Origin of the sequence: Allocatelliglobosispora scoriae, from assembly GCF_014204945.1 — a bacterium.
Lineage (GTDB): Bacteria > Actinomycetota > Actinomycetes > Mycobacteriales > Micromonosporaceae > Allocatelliglobosispora > Allocatelliglobosispora scoriae.
The window spans coordinates 1,857,795-1,872,609 of record NZ_JACHMN010000002.1 but is presented as its reverse complement, the minus strand read 5'-3'; the positions used below and the strand labels follow the sequence as shown (position 1 = coordinate 1,872,609).

The following is a 14,815-nucleotide window of genomic DNA, read 5'->3' as shown; positions in this document are numbered from 1 at the left end:
TAAGTTGGGAGCGACGGCGAACCGCGAAAGCATAGCGCTCTTGCCCCGATAGCGAGGGATCTCAAACCTTAAGCCGTAACCGCAGGCCACCAGCCAAGACCCACAGTCCGGACCCGACTACCGACAGTGCCGCACCCTGGGCACATAACGGTCAAATCCAGCAGCCGGGCCGCAACAAACCCGACGCTGAGTCCCCCACCACAGGTTCGGGGCTGTGCGCCCCACGACGGGATCAAGCCTGACCGCCCGTCGTGGGGCACACAGCCCCGAAACCCACAGCGACGACTAAGGAAGAGCGAGCATCTGCTCCAGGCCGACCCGGGCATCCGCAGCGGTGGCGGCATCCACGACGATCTGGTTGGGAACGCGTCCGGCCACGAGCTCCTCGAGCGCCCACACCAGGTGCGGCAGATCGATCCGGTTCATCGTCGAGCAGTAGCAGACGGTCTTGTCCAGGAACATGATCTGCTTGTCGGGGTGCGCGTTGGCGATCCGGCGGACCAGGTTGAGCTCCGTGCCCACCGCCCAGGCCGAGCCGGCCGGCGCCGCGTCGATGGTCTTGATGATGTACTCCGTCGAACCGACGTAGTCGGCGGCCGTGACGACCTCGTGCTTGCACTCGGGGTGGACAAGGACGTTGACGCCCGGCACCCGCTCGCGCACGTCGTTGACGCTGTCCAGGGTGAAGCGCCCGTGCACCGAGCAGTGCCCGCGCCAGAGGATCACCTTGGCGGCACGCAGCTGCTCGGCGGTGAGGCCGCCCTGCGGCTTGTGCGGGTCGTAGAGGACGCAGTCGTCGAGCGAGAGGCCCATCTCCAGCACGGCGGTGTTGCGGCCGAGGTGCTGGTCGGGCAGGAAGAGGACCTTCTCGCCCTGCTCGAATGCCCAGGTCAGTGCCCGCTTGGCGTTGGAGGAGGTGCAGACGACGCCGCGGTTGCGCCCGACGAAGCCCTTGATGTCGGCGGAGGAGTTCATATAGGTCACCGGCACCACGTCGTCGGCGATGCCGAGGTCGGTGAGGGTGTCCCAGCAGCGCTCGACCTGGCCGAGGACGGCCATGTCGGCCATCGAGCAGCCGGCCGCGAGGTCGGGCAGGATGACCCGCTGCGACTCGGTGGTGAGGATGTCGGCGGACTCGGCCATGAAGTGCACGCCGCAGAAGACGATGAACTCGGCGTCGGGCCGGGCGGCGGCCTCGCGGGCGAGTTTGAACGAGTCACCCGTCACGTCGGCGAACTGGATGACCTCGTCGCGCTGGTAGTGGTGTCCGAGCACGAAGACCCGGTCGCCCAGCGCAGCCTTGGCCGCGGTCGCGCGCGCCACGAGCGTCGGGTCGCTGGGTGCGGGCAGGTCGCCCGGACAGTCGACCCCCCGCTCGGATGACGGATCGCTCCCTCGCCCCAGCAGAAGCAGCGCGGTAGCCGTACCTGAAGGCTCAGCCCATGTGGTGGTCACGGCGACCATTTTCCCACGCCGTGACCCATATCGCTCCCATGCGGTGCCTGTGATGGCTACCGCAGGTAAACGTTGTGGTCCACCTCACAGCATGCGCGTGCGCTCGACGGGATGTGGAGAAGAGCGTCGTCCCGCTGGTAGGTATAGACTGATTTGTAGACGTCTGATCTGCTATTTCGGTCACCCGCTCTGGGGAATATCCGTCGGGGTGGGTACCGTTACGCCTGACGCAGTCAAGCTTGCGGCAAGAGGGAGCAGCGCAGTGACCACCACGGAAAACGCAGTGACGGAGACCGCGGCTGCGGCGACCGACAGCATCGGCATCAACCTGACCGACTTCGCAGCGGTCAAGGTCAAGGCCCTGCTTGAGCAGGAGGGCCGCGACGACCTGCGGCTCCGCGTGGCCGTGCAGCCCGGTGGCTGCTCCGGCCTGCGCTACCAGCTCTTCTTCGACGAGCGTTCGCTCGATGGCGACATCGTCAAGGAGTTCGGCGGGGTCGAGGTCGTCACCGACCGCATGAGCTCGCCCTACCTGGCGGGTGCCACGATCGACTTCGCCGACCGGATCGACGCGCAGGGATTCACGATCGACAACCCCAACGCGGGCGGATCGTGTGCCTGTGGAGACTCGTTCCACTGATCTGACCAGCCAAGGGCCTCTCCACGCATGCGCGGAGAGGCCCTTGCCGTGTGCTCTCGGTTAAGCTGGCTCGGCCACATCACCGCCGACCAGTAGGGCTCTCATGAAGATCGCCGTCACGGGTTCGATCGCCACCGATCACCTGATGCATTTTCCGGGTCGCTTCGCCGACCAGCTCATCGCGGACCAGCTCGACAAGGTCTCGCTGTCGTTCCTCGTCGACGACCTGGTTGTTCGCCGTGGTGGGGTCGCCGCAAACATCGCGTTCGGCATGGGCCAGCTCGGCCTGCGCCCGCTGCTGATCGGCGCCGTCGGTGCCGACTTCGCCGACTACCGCTCGTGGCTCGAGCGCCACGGTGTCGACTGCGACTCGGTGCACATCAGCGAGGTCGCGCACACCGCCCGCTTCGTCTGCACCACCGACAACGACCTCTGCCAGATCGCGTCCTTCTACGCCGGCGCCATGAGCGAGGCCCGCAACATCGAGCTGGGCCCGGTCAACGAGCGGGTCGACGGCCTCGACCTCGTCGTGATCAGCGCCAACGACCCGGCCGCGATGCTGCGCCACTCCACCGAGTGCCGCGAGCGCGGGCTGCCCTTCGCCGCCGACCCGTCGCAGCAGCTCGCCCGGATGGGCGGCGAGGATGTCCTCGGCCTCATCGACGGCGCGGAGTTCCTGCTGACGAACGAGTACGAGAAGTCGCTGCTGGAGACGAAGAGCGGGCTCAGCGACGCCCAGGTGCTGGACCGGGTGAAGATCCGGGTCACCACGCTCGGCAAGAACGGTGTCGAGATCACCGGCAACGGCATGGAGCGCCTGCACGTGCCGGTGGCCCGCGAGATCAAGGCGTACGACCCGACGGGCGTCGGCGACGGCTTCCGGGCCGGGTTCTTCTCGGCCCTCTCCTGGGGCCTCGGGCTGGAGCGCGCGGCGCAGGTCGGCGCCCTGCTCGCCACCCTGGTCCTGGAGACCGTCGGCACCCAGGAGTACGAGGTGCGCAGCGACCTTTTCGTCAAGCGCCTCTCGGAGTCCTACGGCGATGCCGCGGCCGAGGAGGTCCGCCCGCACCTGCCGCTGTAACGACCTCAGACACCGCCGTCCGCGCTCATGCGCTGGGCGGCGGTGTCTCCTTTCCGGGCGACCGGCAGGTGCTCACCGGCGGCCGCCAGCCCCCAGCGCGGCATGTTGACGTAGAGCGCCTCGTAACGGCCCGCGCCCACCGCGTAGGTCTCGTGCCAGACCCCCACGTCACCGCTGCCGCCGACCGTCCGGTTGAAGGCGCGCCAGGCCGGCAGGTGGGCGAAGTCGGGATTGCGGGCGAAGGACTGCAGCTGCTCCGCGGAGCGCCAGTACTGCACGAAGACGGGCCCGCCCGACCCGATCGTCGACATCCAGCCCAGCAGGCCGAGCTCGGGATGTTTGGCGAGCTCACGCAGCATGCGGGGCATCGCGGTGAACGCACCCCACCACTTGCCGACCTTCCACGGTCTGTTGAAGCGCATCCCGATCAGGAAGACCACGAACTCGCCGTCGATGTCGGCGGTCATCCGGCCGGGTGTCACGGGTGCCATAAGCGTGGCCTCATTTCGGATAGTGACGCTATCCGAATATACGGCGCTAGACGATCCGCCGCACGTCGAATTCGTTCTGTGCCGGGGAGCCCGCGTACTCCTGACCTCGCATCCGGCACCACGCCGGGATGTCCAGCGCCGCCGCCGGGTCGTCGGCGAGGATCCGCACGACGCCGCCGATCGGCACCAGCGGCAGCCGCCGGGCCAGCGCGATCACCGGCAGGGGGCAGCGCTGCCCGAGGCAGTCGACGACGACCGGGTTCACAGGTCGCTCACGCCCGCCCGCGACCGCAGCTCCGCGACGATCCCGGGTAGCTCCGCCAGGAACCGCTCGACCTGGGCGGCCGTCGTCTCGCGATGCAGCGAGACCCGGATGTTGCCGTGCGTCAGCACCCCCATCGCGGCGAGCACGTGGCTCGGCGTCAGCGTCGAGGAGGTGCACGACGAACCCGACGAGACGGCGAAGCCGCGCCGGTCCAGCTCCGTCAGGAGCGCCTCGCCGTCCACATAGAGGCAGGAGAAGGTGACGAGGTGCGGCAGCCGCTCCACCGGATCACCGACGATCTCGACGTCGGGCACGGTGGCGGCGACACGGTCCCGGATCAGCTCCACCAGGGCGCTCAGCCGCTGCGCCTCGGCCGCAGCCTCCGCCCGCACCGCCCGCAGGGACGCCGCCGCCGCCACGATCGCGGGCAGGTTCGCCGCACCCGGCCCGTGCCCCGCCCGCCGCTCCTCCAGCGACCAGTGCGCCGTCAGCGGCGGCTCGAACCGGGTCCCGGCCCGCACGGCCAGCAACCCCACCCCGGCCGGCCCGCCCCACTTGCGCGCGCTCGCGGTCAAGAACGACCACCCCGGGGGTACGGGCACCCGCCCCACCGACACCGCCGCGTCCACCAGCAGCGGAACCCGTGCCTCGGCGCAGATCCCGGCCGCCCACTGCGTCGGCTGCAGCGTCCCCGCCTCGTGGCTCGCCGAGATCAATGAGGCCAACGCCACACCCGGCGCGGTCACCGCCGCACGCCAGTCCGCCTCGATGATCCGGCCGGTGCGGTCCACCGGCACGCTGACAGCCGTGCCACCTGCGTCGACGTGATCGGATGCGGCGTGCAACACAGCCGAGTGCTCGATGGCCGAGTGGACGAAGGCCCGCCCGACCCGTTTGCGGGGTGCCAGTCCACCCAGGACCGCCGTGTGCGCGGCGACGGTTCCGCTCGCGGTGAAGATCAGCTCCGGTGGGCGTACCCCCAATTGCTCTGCGACGGTCTCGCGTGCCGCGTCGAGCAGCCGGCGTGCCCGGCGGGCCTGCGCATATAGACGCCCGGGGTCGGCCCAGCCGTCGGAGAGCGCTGCCAGGAACGCTTCCCGCGCCACCGGGTGCAGCGGGCTCGCGGTCGCGGCATCGAAGTACGCGGTTTCGAGCTCGTGGGCCATGATTCGACCGTATCGCGCCTGGATCAGTGGCTTGCAGACACGCCGACCCCAAGACCGAATCGCCGCCCGAGGTCGAGTACTCTGCGACCGTCGAGGACGGCATGTCCTGTTCTTGGTGGTGGCGCGAGCCGCCGGCGAGGATGTCAGATCCGCCTAAGGAGGCAGGAGCAGGTGGTCGCAAAGGGTTCCCCCGCGCGAGCGGTCAGGCTCACCGTTGTCGCCATCGCCGCCGCTGCGGCGCTCGCCGGCTGCGATATCAACAACACCCTGGGCGGTTTCGGCTGGCCCGGTGGCGGCGTGACGAAGCAGTCGACCGCGATGTACGACATGTGGTTCTGGTCCGTCGTCGCAGCACTCGCCGTCGGCGTCTTCGTCTGGGGCCTGATCTTCTGGTGCACCACGCGCTACCGCAAGCGTGGCGACGAGCTGCCCGAGCAGACGCGCTTCAACCTGCCGATCGAGGTCCTCTACACGGTCCTGCCGGTGCTGGTCATCGCGGTGCTCTTCTACTACACCGCCGTCGCCCAGACCAATGTGAACAAGGTCTCCGCCAACCCCGACGTGACCGTCGAGGTCGTGGCGTTCAAGTGGAACTGGCAGTTCAACTACCGCAGCGGGCCGCAGCTCACGCCGCAGTCCGACGCGAAGACGGTCGCTTCCACGACCGGCTCCAGCGAGTACATCCCGATCCTCGTCATCCCGACGAACCGCACCATCCGGTTCGAGGAGACGAGCAAGGACGTCATCCACTCGTTCTGGGTGCCCGAGATGCTCTTCAAGCGGGACGTCTTCCCCGCGAGCAAGAACGGCGTCGCCCGCAACGTCTTCGAGATCACCGCGCAGCAGGAGGGCCGCTACGTCGGCCGGTGCGCGGAGCTCTGCGGCACCTACCACTCGATGATGAACTTCGAGGTCATCACGGTGTCGCCGGACAAGTACGACAAGTACGTGGCTGCGCTCGCCGCGGGCAAGTCCTCACCGGAGGCGCTGGAGCTGATCGGGTTCACCGGCGCTCCGGGCACCGTGACCTCGCCCTTCGCCTACACGACGAAGCCCTTCGACACCAAGCGTCAGCAGAGCTGAGGAGCCGACTATGAAGACTGAGTGGCGGATCTTCGGCGGCGTGTCGCTGTTCCTCTTCGTGATGGCCGTGGTCTATCCCTGGTGGACCAACCACGACCTGGGCCACGTCGACTGGGTCGGCACGGTCGCGCTGATCCTCTCCGGCCTGCTCTGCATCATGTGCGGCGGGTACTTCTGGTTCGTGTCGCGCCGCATCGACCCGCGTCCCGAGGACCGGCACGACGGCGAGATCGCCGACGGTGCCGGTGAGATCGGGTTCTTCTCGCCGGGAAGCTACTGGCCCTTCGGCATCGCGCTGCTCGCGTCGACGACGGGCATCGGGCTCGTCTTCGACATGTGGTGGCTGGTCGCCGTCGGCCTGCTCGGCGTGGTCGGCACCTCGTCAGCGATGCTCTTCGAGTACTACACGGGAACCCGTCGCACCGCCGAGCACTGATACTCACGCTCTACGCCCAGCGGGCGCACCTCCACGTTGGAGGGGCGCCCGCTGGCGTTTGTGCCTGCCTGCGTGCACGCTTCTGCTTGCCCGGTGCGGTGTCCCCGCGGCTTGGCTGCGGGGTTCTGCTTGCCGGTGCGGTGCCTGACCGTGTGCTGCCTGCCCTCGCGACGCTTGTCCGTGCGGCGCTTGTCCGTGCGGCGCTGCTTTTCATGCGCTGCCTGCCCGCGCGGTGCTTCCGCGTGCTTCATTGCTGGCCTTGAGCTGTCTGCGGGGGCGCATGCCCGCGTAGCTTGACTCTCAAGATCACACCATCTTCAGGGAAATAGGCGTGATCATGGACCATGATCACGCCTATTTCCCTGAAGATGGTGTGATCTTCGGCGCGGGGCGCGGGGCGCGGGGCGCGGGGCGCGGGGCGCGGGGCGCGGGGCGCGGGGCGCGGGGCGCGGGGCGCGGGGTGCAGGGTGCAGGCCGCAGGGGCGCGGGGCTTGGCGGGGCGCCGAGGGCGCCCTCGGCGGGCGTCACGGGCGCTTGATCGCGCTGTTTCCCGGAAAGAGTGCCTATGTCCGCACTGCTTAAGGGCTGTTTCCGGGAAACAACGCGATCAAGCGGTGGTCGGCAGGCGCAAACCCGCGCTGGACATCCACGTCGTCGCCGTGATCCCCGGCGTCACCACATGAAGGACATCCACGTGCGGTGAGGGCGGACGCCTGGGCAAGATCGTCGCAACTCTTGAAGAGTTGGGCTTAAGGCCTGGCGGCCTGAAGCACCAACTCTTCAAGAGTTGCGACGATCTTGGGTTACGCGCGGTGGGACTGGGCGGTGGTGATCCAGCGGTCCAGGGTGGCCGCTGCGGCGCCGGAGTCGATCGAGGTACCTACGACATCCAGCGCCTTCGCCAGAGCCGCGGTGAGGTCGCTGCGGGGGTCCGCGAACGGCTCCTCGTCGACGCCCTCGACCGCGACCAGCGCAGCCGCCGCGTTGACGAGCACCGCGTCGCGGATCGGGCCGCGCTCCCCGGCGAGCAGGCGCCGGGCCACTCCGGCGTTGACCGTGACGTCACCGCCGCGAAGGTCGCCCATGGTGCTCCGGGCTATGCCGAGATCGGCGGCGTCCACGGTGACCGGCACGACCTGCCCGCCCCGCACGATCTGCACGGAGGTGGTGGTCGTGGTGGTGAACTCGTCCAGGCCGTCATCGCCGTGCATGATCAGCACCGAGTCGCCCCGGCGGCCGAAGATCTCCGCCATCACCGGCGCCATCCGGTTGTCGGCGCAGCCGATCGCGCCCGCCCGGGGGCGGCCGGGGTTGCTCAGCGGGCCGAGGAAGTTGAAGGCCGTCGGTACGCCGAGCTCGCGCCGGGTGGCACCGGCGTGCCGCATGCCGGGGTGGAACCGGCCCGCGAAGCAGAACCCGATGCCGGCCTCGGCGATGCACGCCGCGACCTCGTCCGGGCCCAGATCGAGCGGGATGCCGAAGTGCTCCAGCAGGTCGGCTGCGCCGCACGCGGAGGAGGCCGCCCGGTTGCCGTGCTTGACGACCGAGACGCCCGCGCCCGCGACGACGATCGCGGCCATGGTGGAGATGTTGACGGTGTGCGACTGGTCGCCGCCGGTGCCGACGACGTCGACCGAGCGGGCCCGCTGCTCGTCGGTGAGCACGACCCGGGGCGCCTTGGCGAGCATCGTCGCGACGAGACCGGAGACCTCGTCGGGGCGCTCGCCCTTGGCCCGCAGCAGCAGGGCGAAACCGGCGATCTGAGCCGAGGTCGCATCCCCGGCCATGATCTCCTCCATCGCCCAGGCGGCGTCGTCGGTGGAGATCTCTTCGGCCCGCAGCAGCGCTGACAGCAAGCCGGACCAGGTCCTATCGCCCATGACGGGCACCTCCCCAGTAGGGGTAAGCGACCGCCGACGAGCCGTCAGCGGCGCTGTGCGCCTTGCGGGCGACCCGTCGGCGGACGCTCGACGAAGATTATGAGGTGACCCGCGCCGGCTGGCCGTCACGCAGCAGCTCGGCGACCGTGCGGCCGGTGGTGACCGGGTCCAGCGGGTGGGTCAGCGTTGCGGTGACCTTGGCGTAGGCGGCGAGCCATCGGTCGGCCGCCCGCGCGATCACGACGACGATCGGCGGGGTCACCTCGAGCTCGTCGTGCAGCTGCCGGGAGATGCCCAGGCCGCCCGCGGGCGCCGCCTCGCCGTCCAGCACCAGCAGGTCGATCTCGTAGTCGTCGACGAGCTTCACGCACTCGGCGTAGGTCTCGGCGTCGACGAACTCGATCGTGATGTCGGCCGCCGGGTGCTCGCCGATGGCGCCGCGCATGCTGTCGCGGACCGCCGGGTCGTCGCTGTACAGCAGGACGGTGTGGGTCGCGCTCATCGTTCTCCCCTGGGGATCGCAGTTGCTCGCTGATCGTACTCGGGTGCCTGGGCGGGTAGGGGGGTGGCGGCGTTTTCCCGCTGCGCCGCCTCCTCCTCGCGGTCGAGCTGCCGGTCGATCCGACGAGCCTCGCGTTCGGAGTGGCGCATCCACTGGGCGACGAGGACGCCGAGCATGGTGACGCTCACCACTTCACCACCGGCCCAGAGGATGCCCCCGGCGAGCTGCTGGTCGGCGGCCGGGTCGAGCCAGGACAGCCCGAGCGAGGGGTAGTAGTCCCCGCCGAGCAGCACCGTCTGCTGCATGATCGTGAGGCCGAGGATCGTGTGGAAAGGCACCGAGAGCAGCATCAACAGCGCTCGGCCCGGGTGCGGCCAGCGACCGGGCAGCGGGTCGAGCCCGAGCAGCGGCCAGAAGAAGAGACATCCCGTCGCGATGAAGTGCGCGTGCATCGCCTCGTGCAGCCAGGGAGTGCGCAACGTCACCTCATAGAGACCGGTGAAGTAGAGCACGAACGGGTTCGCGACGAAGATGCCGAACGCGACCAGGGGAAAAGCGATAACCTTGGCAACCCTGCTGTGTACGCCGGCCAGCAGCACCCGCCGTGGCCGGACCGGCAGCGTGCGCAGGGCGAGGGTCACCGGCGCGCCCAGGGCCAGGAAGATCGGAGCGACCATGCCGAGCACCATGTGCTGCACCATGTGCACCGAGACCATGGTCGTGTCGTAGGCGCCGATGCCGCTCAGGGTCACCAGCGCGATGGAGCCGAGGCCGGGTCCGAGGAAGAAGATCGTCCGGGCGATCGGCCACGAGTCGCCGCGCAGCCGCAGCCGGTGCACGCCGTAGAGGTAACACGCTGCGACGATCAGCAGCCCGGCGGCGAGCCATCCGTCCACTCTGGTCTGGGTCAGGATGCTCGCCACGGTGAAGGGCTCGGGCATTCCCGCCGAGGTCAACGCGGTGATCTCTACGATCTGGGGCACTCCGGCAGGGTATTCCACGTGCATTTCCGGGGCTTCGGCAGGCGTACCGGCGAAGGTTGCTCTGAGTGATCTGACCGCGACACGCGGTCCGAACGGCGACCCGGACGCGGTTCGATGCTGCTCAAGGATAATAATGACCGCGTGACAGCGGCCCCAGCCATCGCAAAGAGCAGCATCCATTCTCTGACCAGGCCCAACATGGTCAGCGTCGGGACGATCGTCTGGCTCTCCAGTGAACTGATGTTCTTCGCGGCTCTGTTCGCGATGTACTTCTCCATCCGCGCGGCGGACTATTCGCAGTGGGAGAAGCACTATCCGGTGCTTGACATCCCTTACGCACTGACGTTCACGGTCATCCTCGTGCTCTCGTCGATCACCTGCCAGATGGGTGTCTTCGCGGCCGAGAAGGGTGACGTGCACGGCCTGCGGCGATGGTTCACGCTGACGTTCGTGATGGGCCTGATCTTCGTGCTCGGCCAGGCGAACGAGTACCGGCACCTGGTGACGGAAGGCATCAAGATCAATGGCGACGGCTACGGGTCGATGTTCTACCTGACGACCGGCTTCCACGGTCTGCACGTGACCGGTGGCCTGATCGCCTTCCTCATCTACATGGTCCGGACCACCATGGGCCGGTTCACCCCGGCTCAGGCGACCTCGGCGATCGTGGTGTCCTACTACTGGCACTTCGTCGATGTGGTCTGGATCGCACTCTTCTTCATGATCTATCTTCTGGAGCGGATGGCGGGCCTCAGTTGAGACGCCGACCGGTTACAGCGGACCCAGACCTCGAAGGTATGGCCATGACAACTGACACCCCCGGCGGCAGGGGCCTGCTGGCCCGGCTGCGACGGGCATCCAACGGTGCGCCGCGCCGACGCGGTCGGCTCGCTCGCCGGTTGGGCTCGGCGCTGCGGCTGACGGCGGCGCTGACCCTGGCGGGCGGCCTCTACATCGCCATCGCACCGGCCTCACAGGCGCAGGACGTGCCGCTGTCGGCCACGGCGCAGGACGGCAAGGCGATCTACGACCAGAGCTGCATCTCCTGCCACGGCCGTAACGCGCAGGGCGTCACCGACAAGGGACCGAGCCTGATCGGCGTCGGCGCAGCCGCGGTCGAGTTCCAGGTCACCTCCGGCCGCATGCCCGCGGCTCGCCAGGAGGCCCAGATGGAGCGCAAGCAGCCCATGTGGGAGGGCCAGGAGCTGGTCGACAACTCCAACGCGCTGGCGCAGTACATCCAGGAGCTCGGCGGCGGCCCGCAGGTGCCGGCCGGCAACGACTTCGCCGCGCAGGGTGCCGCGAGCGCCAACGGCCAGGGCATCGCCAAGGGCGGCGAGCTCTTCCGGATCAACTGCTCCTCCTGCCACGCCTTCTCGGCCGGCGGCGGGGCGCTCTCGTCCGGCAAGTTCGCGCCGAGCCTCGCGGAGTCGACCGACCGGCAGATCTACGCTGCCATGCTCAGCGGCCCGCAGAACATGCCCGTCTTCGGCGACAACCAGCTCACGCCCGAGCAGAAGATGCAGATCATCGCGTACGTGCAGGACCTCAACGCCGACCACAACCCCGGCGGCTGGGGACTGGGCCGCTTCGGTCCGGTCACCGAGGGTCTCGCGATCTTCCTGGTCGGCATCGTGGCACTGGTCTTCGCCACCCTCTGGATTGCGGGGAAGTCATGAGCGCGGAGGAGACCACCCCGAGCGGCGTGGACCTGAGCGACCCGAAGCTCACCAACGAGCAGATCCTCACCGAGGGCCTGCGGCGCGACGACATCGAGATCGTCCACTACGAGCCGCAGTTCCCGGTGCCCGGCACGAAGGCCGAGCGGCGGCTCGAACGCGTCGTGGCGTTCCTGTTCCTGCTCGCCGGCCTCGCCGCGCTGGGCTTCGTCGCGGTCTACATCTGGGGTCCGTGGAACCCGGACGAATACCCGCTGGGTGCCAGCGACTACAACTACTACACCCCGGCGCTCGGCGCGCTGCTCGGCCTCGCCCTCACCGGCGTCGGCCTGGGCGTGCTGACCTACGGCAAGAAGCTGCTGCCGCACGAGATCGCGATCCAGCAGCGGCACGACGGCCCGTCGAGCGACGAGGACCGCACCATCGCGGTCGGCACGCTCGGCTTCATCGGCAACGAGCTGGGCATCCAGCGCCGTCCGCTGATCAAGGGCGCGCTCGCGGTCACCGGCGCGGGCCTGGGCGCGGCTGCGCTCGCCGTCCCGCTCGGCATGCTCATCAAGGACCCGCACAAGAAGAACGAGCACGGTCTCGACCCCTACACGTCGACCGGGTTCAACCCGAAATACAACGACGGCAACCTGGTCCGGCTGGTCCGTGAGGACTACACGCCGATCCGGCCGGAGGACGTCAGCATCGGCGGTCAGATCACGGCGTTCCCGGGCATCCCGCACGGCACGTCGAACCAGTTCGCCGACTCCCCGGTGCTCGTCATCCACCTGCGTGAGGACGACGCCGCGGAGCTGCGCGGCCACCTCGCCGACTACTCCGCCAACGCGTTGGCGTCCGCGGACGATCCGAACAGCGGCGGCATGTGGGAGAACATCGTCGTCTACTCGAAGATCTGCACCCACGCGGGCTGCCCGGCCAGTCTCTACGAGCAGCAGACCAACAAGCTGCTCTGCCCCTGCCACCAGTCGCAGTTCCTCATCACCGAGAACGCCCGCCCGGTCTTCGGCCCGGCGACGCGACGGCTTCCGATGCTGCCGGTCACGGTGGATGAAGAGGGCTTCCTCGTGGCGAAGCGCGACTTCGCCGTCTCTGTCGGCCCGGGATACTGGGAGAGGCCCAACCAATGAAGCGTCGCAAACTCGACCTCAAGGCGCTGCCTGCGGCAACCGCCGACCAGGTGGACCAGAGGTTCAAGGCCGCCGGACCGATTCGGGGCCTCCTCAACAAGGTCTTCCCGGACCACTGGTCCTTCCTGCTCGGCGAGATCGCGCTCTTCTCGTTCATCGTCCTGCTGCTGACCGGCACGTTCCTGACCCTCTTCTTCGACCCGTCGATGAAGGAGGTCGTCTACGACGGCGCCTACGCCCCGCTCAAGGGCGCGGAGATGTCGCGTGCCTACGAGACCTCGCTCAACCTCTCCTTCGAGGTACGCGGTGGTCTGATCATGCGGCAGATGCACCACTGGGCGGCGCTGCTGTTCATGGCCGCGATCGTGGTGCACATGTTCCGGATCTTCTTCACCGGCGCGTTCCGCAAGCCGCGTGAGATCAACTGGATCATCGGCGTCTCGCTGTTCTGGCTGGGCTTCACCGAGGGCTTCGCCGGATACTCCCTGCCGGACGACGCGCTGTCGGGCACGGGCCTGCGGATCGCCAGCGGCATCATGCTCGCCATCCCGGTGATCGGCACCTGGGTCACCTCGTCGCTCTTCGGTGGCGAGTTCCCGGGCACCATCATTCTGGACCGGCTCTACATCGTGCACGTACTGATCCTGCCGGGCATCCTGCTCGCGCTGATCGCCACGCACGTCGGCCTGGTCTTCGTGCAGAAGCACACGCAGTGGCCGGGCCCGGGCCGGACCAACAGCAACGTGGTCGGCGAGCGGATGTTCCCCCGTTACGCGATCAAGCAGGGCGGGTTCTTCATGCTCGTCTTCGCGGTCATCGCGTTCATGGGCGGCCTGTTCCAGATCAACCCGATCTGGCTCTTCGGACCCTATGAGGCGGCCGTCGTCTCCGCAGGCAGCCAGCCCGACTGGTACGTCATGTTCCTCGACGGCTCGACGCGGCTCATGCCCCCGTGGGAGATACGGTTCGCGCTGTTCGGCCACGAGTACATGATCCCGGCGATGTTCTGGCCGACGGTGGTGCTGCCCGGCATCCTGACGATGCTGCCGATGGCCTATCCGTTCCTGGAAGCGCGCTGGAACAAGGACAAGAAGATGCACCACCTGCTCCAGCGTCCCCGCGACGTGCCGGACCGGACGGCGCTCGGCGCCATGGCCGTCTCGTTCTACCTGGTGCTGGTGCTCTCCGGCGGTAACGACATCATCGCCGACAAGTTCAACATCAGCCTCAATGTGATGACGTGGGCCGGTCGGATCGCGATCCTGCTGGTTCCGCCGATCGCCTACTACGTCACCCGCCGCATCTGCCTCGGTCTGCAGCAGCACGACCGCGAGGTGCTGGCGCACGGCGTCGAGACCGGCATCATCAAGCGGCTGCCGAGCGGGCAGTTCGTCGAGGTGCACCAGCCGCTCGCCGAGGGCGACGACCACGGTCACGGTACGTTGGACTACGTCGGCTGGACGGTCCCGAAGAAGATGAACCGGCTGGGCGCGCTCGGCCCCGCCATCAAGGGCTTCTTCTTCCCCGTCGAGAAGCCGGCGCCGCCGACCCCGCCGCAGGTGCCCCCGGCACCCGACCGCGAGAAGATCGGCTCCTCGCACTGAGGTTCCTGCTCCATATCGTGGGCCCGCACTCGCCGTTCGGCGGATGCGGGCCCACGGTCCGTTTGCGGGGGATGCTTTCGCGCTCGGGCTTATCGCTCGGGCTTCCCGCTCGGGCTTCCCGCTCGGGCTTATCGCTCTGCTTACACCGGCGCATCACCGCTGTGCTGATGTGCCGCCGTGCCGTGCGGTGATCGCGTTGTTTCCGGGAAACAGCCCCTTCCCGCGAGGTCGGATGGGCAAGTTCCGGGAAACAGCGCGATCTTGGAGGGTGCCCCGCCTGTGCCGCGTTGCTGTGCAGGGCGGCTGAGGGCCGAAGCGATGCCCGGGAGGGAGGCCGAGGCGCGGTGATCGCATTGTTTCCAGGAAATAGTCCCTTCCGGCGTGGTCGGAGGGGCCAGTTTCCTGGAAACAACG

Annotated in this window: 15 protein-coding genes; 8 read left to right on the top strand and 7 right to left on the bottom strand. The window is 68.5% G+C overall.

Features of this window, described 5'->3' with window-relative positions; all coding sequences use genetic code 11:
• Positions 1 to 285: 285 nt before the first annotated feature.
• Complete coding sequence (gene nadA / locus F4553_RS14070; protein ID WP_184836126.1) at positions 286 to 1,455, bottom strand: quinolinate synthase NadA; 1,170 nt, start codon at positions 1,453 to 1,455, stop codon at positions 286 to 288.
• Between the two features lie 262 nt (positions 1,456 to 1,717).
• Between nadA and F4553_RS14065 the strand changes: the two genes are divergently transcribed.
• Entirely contained in the window at positions 1,718 to 2,095 is a 378-nt protein-coding gene (locus tag F4553_RS14065) for a HesB/IscA family protein (RefSeq protein WP_376776215.1), read from the top strand.
• A 103-nt stretch (positions 2,096 to 2,198) separates the two neighbouring features.
• The gene (locus F4553_RS14060) at positions 2,199 to 3,176 is read left to right on the top strand and encodes a carbohydrate kinase family protein (RefSeq protein ID WP_184836125.1); all 978 of its coding nucleotides are present in this window, start codon (positions 2,199 to 2,201) and stop codon (positions 3,174 to 3,176) included.
• Between the two features lie 5 nt (positions 3,177 to 3,181).
• Here F4553_RS14060 and F4553_RS14055 read toward each other — a convergent pair whose 3' ends face one another.
• From F4553_RS14055 to F4553_RS14045, 3 genes are read right to left on the bottom strand one after another with little or no spacing between them, the layout of a single operon-like run.
• Positions 3,182 to 3,667: a DUF4188 domain-containing protein gene (locus tag F4553_RS14055; protein WP_184836123.1), complete on the bottom strand. Its 486-nt coding sequence runs from the start codon at positions 3,665 to 3,667 to the stop codon at positions 3,182 to 3,184.
• A gap of 46 nt (positions 3,668 to 3,713) precedes the next feature.
• Positions 3,714 to 3,932: a sulfurtransferase TusA family protein gene (locus F4553_RS14050; RefSeq protein WP_184836121.1), complete on the bottom strand. Its 219-nt coding sequence runs from the start codon at positions 3,930 to 3,932 to the stop codon at positions 3,714 to 3,716.
• Positions 3,929 to 5,098 carry a cysteine desulfurase family protein gene (locus F4553_RS14045; protein ID WP_184836119.1) on the bottom strand — a complete coding sequence of 390 codons (1,170 nt, stop codon included), beginning with the start codon at positions 5,096 to 5,098 and terminating at the stop codon, positions 3,929 to 3,931. The genes F4553_RS14050 and F4553_RS14045 overlap by 4 nt, the downstream gene beginning before the upstream one ends.
• A gap of 171 nt (positions 5,099 to 5,269) precedes the next feature.
• On the opposite strand from F4553_RS14045, the gene ctaC reads away from it, so the two are divergent.
• Entirely contained in the window at positions 5,270 to 6,181 is a 912-nt protein-coding gene (gene ctaC, locus F4553_RS14040; RefSeq protein ID WP_376776214.1) for an aa3-type cytochrome oxidase subunit II, read from the top strand.
• A gap of 10 nt (positions 6,182 to 6,191) precedes the next feature.
• Positions 6,192 to 6,617: a cytochrome c oxidase subunit 4 gene (locus tag F4553_RS14035; RefSeq protein ID WP_184836118.1), complete on the top strand. Its 426-nt coding sequence runs from the start codon at positions 6,192 to 6,194 to the stop codon at positions 6,615 to 6,617.
• A gap of 803 nt (positions 6,618 to 7,420) precedes the next feature.
• Here the strand turns inward: F4553_RS14035 and trpD are convergent.
• From trpD to F4553_RS14020, 3 genes are all read right to left on the bottom strand, one after another.
• Entirely contained in the window at positions 7,421 to 8,497 is a 1,077-nt protein-coding gene (gene trpD, locus F4553_RS14030; protein WP_184836117.1) for an anthranilate phosphoribosyltransferase, read from the bottom strand.
• Positions 8,498 to 8,594: 97 nt separating this feature from the next.
• Positions 8,595 to 8,999 (bottom strand): helix-turn-helix domain-containing protein, encoded by a 405-nt coding sequence (locus tag F4553_RS14025; RefSeq protein WP_184836116.1) that lies wholly within the window; start codon positions 8,997 to 8,999, stop codon positions 8,595 to 8,597.
• Entirely contained in the window at positions 8,996 to 10,006 is a 1,011-nt protein-coding gene (locus F4553_RS14020; protein ID WP_376776213.1) for a cytochrome c oxidase assembly protein, read from the bottom strand. Before F4553_RS14020 ends, F4553_RS14025 begins: the two co-directional genes overlap by 4 nt.
• 117 nt (positions 10,007 to 10,123) lie before the next feature.
• Here F4553_RS14020 and ctaE point away from each other — a divergent pair, with 117 nt between their 5' ends.
• Genes ctaE through qcrB form a run of 4 tightly spaced genes read left to right on the top strand, consistent with a single transcriptional unit; the run spans position 10,124 to position 14,401 of the window.
• Positions 10,124 to 10,741 (top strand): aa3-type cytochrome oxidase subunit III, encoded by a 618-nt coding sequence (gene ctaE, locus F4553_RS14015; RefSeq protein ID WP_184836115.1) that lies wholly within the window; start codon positions 10,124 to 10,126, stop codon positions 10,739 to 10,741.
• Between the two features lie 44 nt (positions 10,742 to 10,785).
• The gene (gene qcrC, locus F4553_RS14010; RefSeq protein ID WP_184836114.1) at positions 10,786 to 11,661 is read left to right on the top strand and encodes a cytochrome bc1 complex diheme cytochrome c subunit; all 876 of its coding nucleotides are present in this window, start codon (positions 10,786 to 10,788) and stop codon (positions 11,659 to 11,661) included.
• Positions 11,658 to 12,797, top strand: coding sequence for a cytochrome bc1 complex Rieske iron-sulfur subunit (gene qcrA, locus F4553_RS14005; protein ID WP_184836113.1), 1,140 nt, complete (start codon positions 11,658 to 11,660; stop codon positions 12,795 to 12,797). Before qcrC ends, qcrA begins: the two co-directional genes overlap by 4 nt.
• Complete coding sequence (qcrB, locus tag F4553_RS14000) at positions 12,794 to 14,401, top strand: cytochrome bc1 complex cytochrome b subunit (RefSeq protein WP_184836112.1); 1,608 nt, start codon at positions 12,794 to 12,796, stop codon at positions 14,399 to 14,401. Before qcrA ends, qcrB begins: the two co-directional genes overlap by 4 nt.
• Positions 14,402 to 14,815 lie beyond the last annotated feature (414 nt).

Bases quoted from the DNA above. Each gene is read 5' to 3' on its own strand.
- qcrC (WP_184836114.1), top strand. From the start codon at position 10,786: ATGACAACTGACACCCCCGGCGGCAGGGGCCTGCTGGCCCGGCTGCGA.
- F4553_RS14060 (WP_184836125.1), top strand. From the start codon at position 2,199: ATGAAGATCGCCGTCACGGGTTCGATCGCCACCGATCACCTGATGCAT.
- F4553_RS14020 (WP_376776213.1), bottom strand. From the start codon at position 10,006: ATGCACGTGGAATACCCTGCCGGAGTGCCCCAGATCGTAGAGATCACC.
- F4553_RS14055 (WP_184836123.1), bottom strand. From the start codon at position 3,667: ATGGCACCCGTGACACCCGGCCGGATGACCGCCGACATCGACGGCGAG.
- F4553_RS14035 (WP_184836118.1), top strand. From the start codon at position 6,192: ATGAAGACTGAGTGGCGGATCTTCGGCGGCGTGTCGCTGTTCCTCTTC.
- F4553_RS14025 (WP_184836116.1), bottom strand. From the start codon at position 8,999: ATGAGCGCGACCCACACCGTCCTGCTGTACAGCGACGACCCGGCGGTC.
- qcrB (WP_184836112.1), top strand. From the start codon at position 12,794: ATGAAGCGTCGCAAACTCGACCTCAAGGCGCTGCCTGCGGCAACCGCC.
- qcrA (WP_184836113.1), top strand. From the start codon at position 11,658: ATGAGCGCGGAGGAGACCACCCCGAGCGGCGTGGACCTGAGCGACCCG.
- trpD (WP_184836117.1), bottom strand. From the start codon at position 8,497: ATGGGCGATAGGACCTGGTCCGGCTTGCTGTCAGCGCTGCTGCGGGCC.
- F4553_RS14045 (WP_184836119.1), bottom strand. From the start codon at position 5,098: ATGGCCCACGAGCTCGAAACCGCGTACTTCGATGCCGCGACCGCGAGC.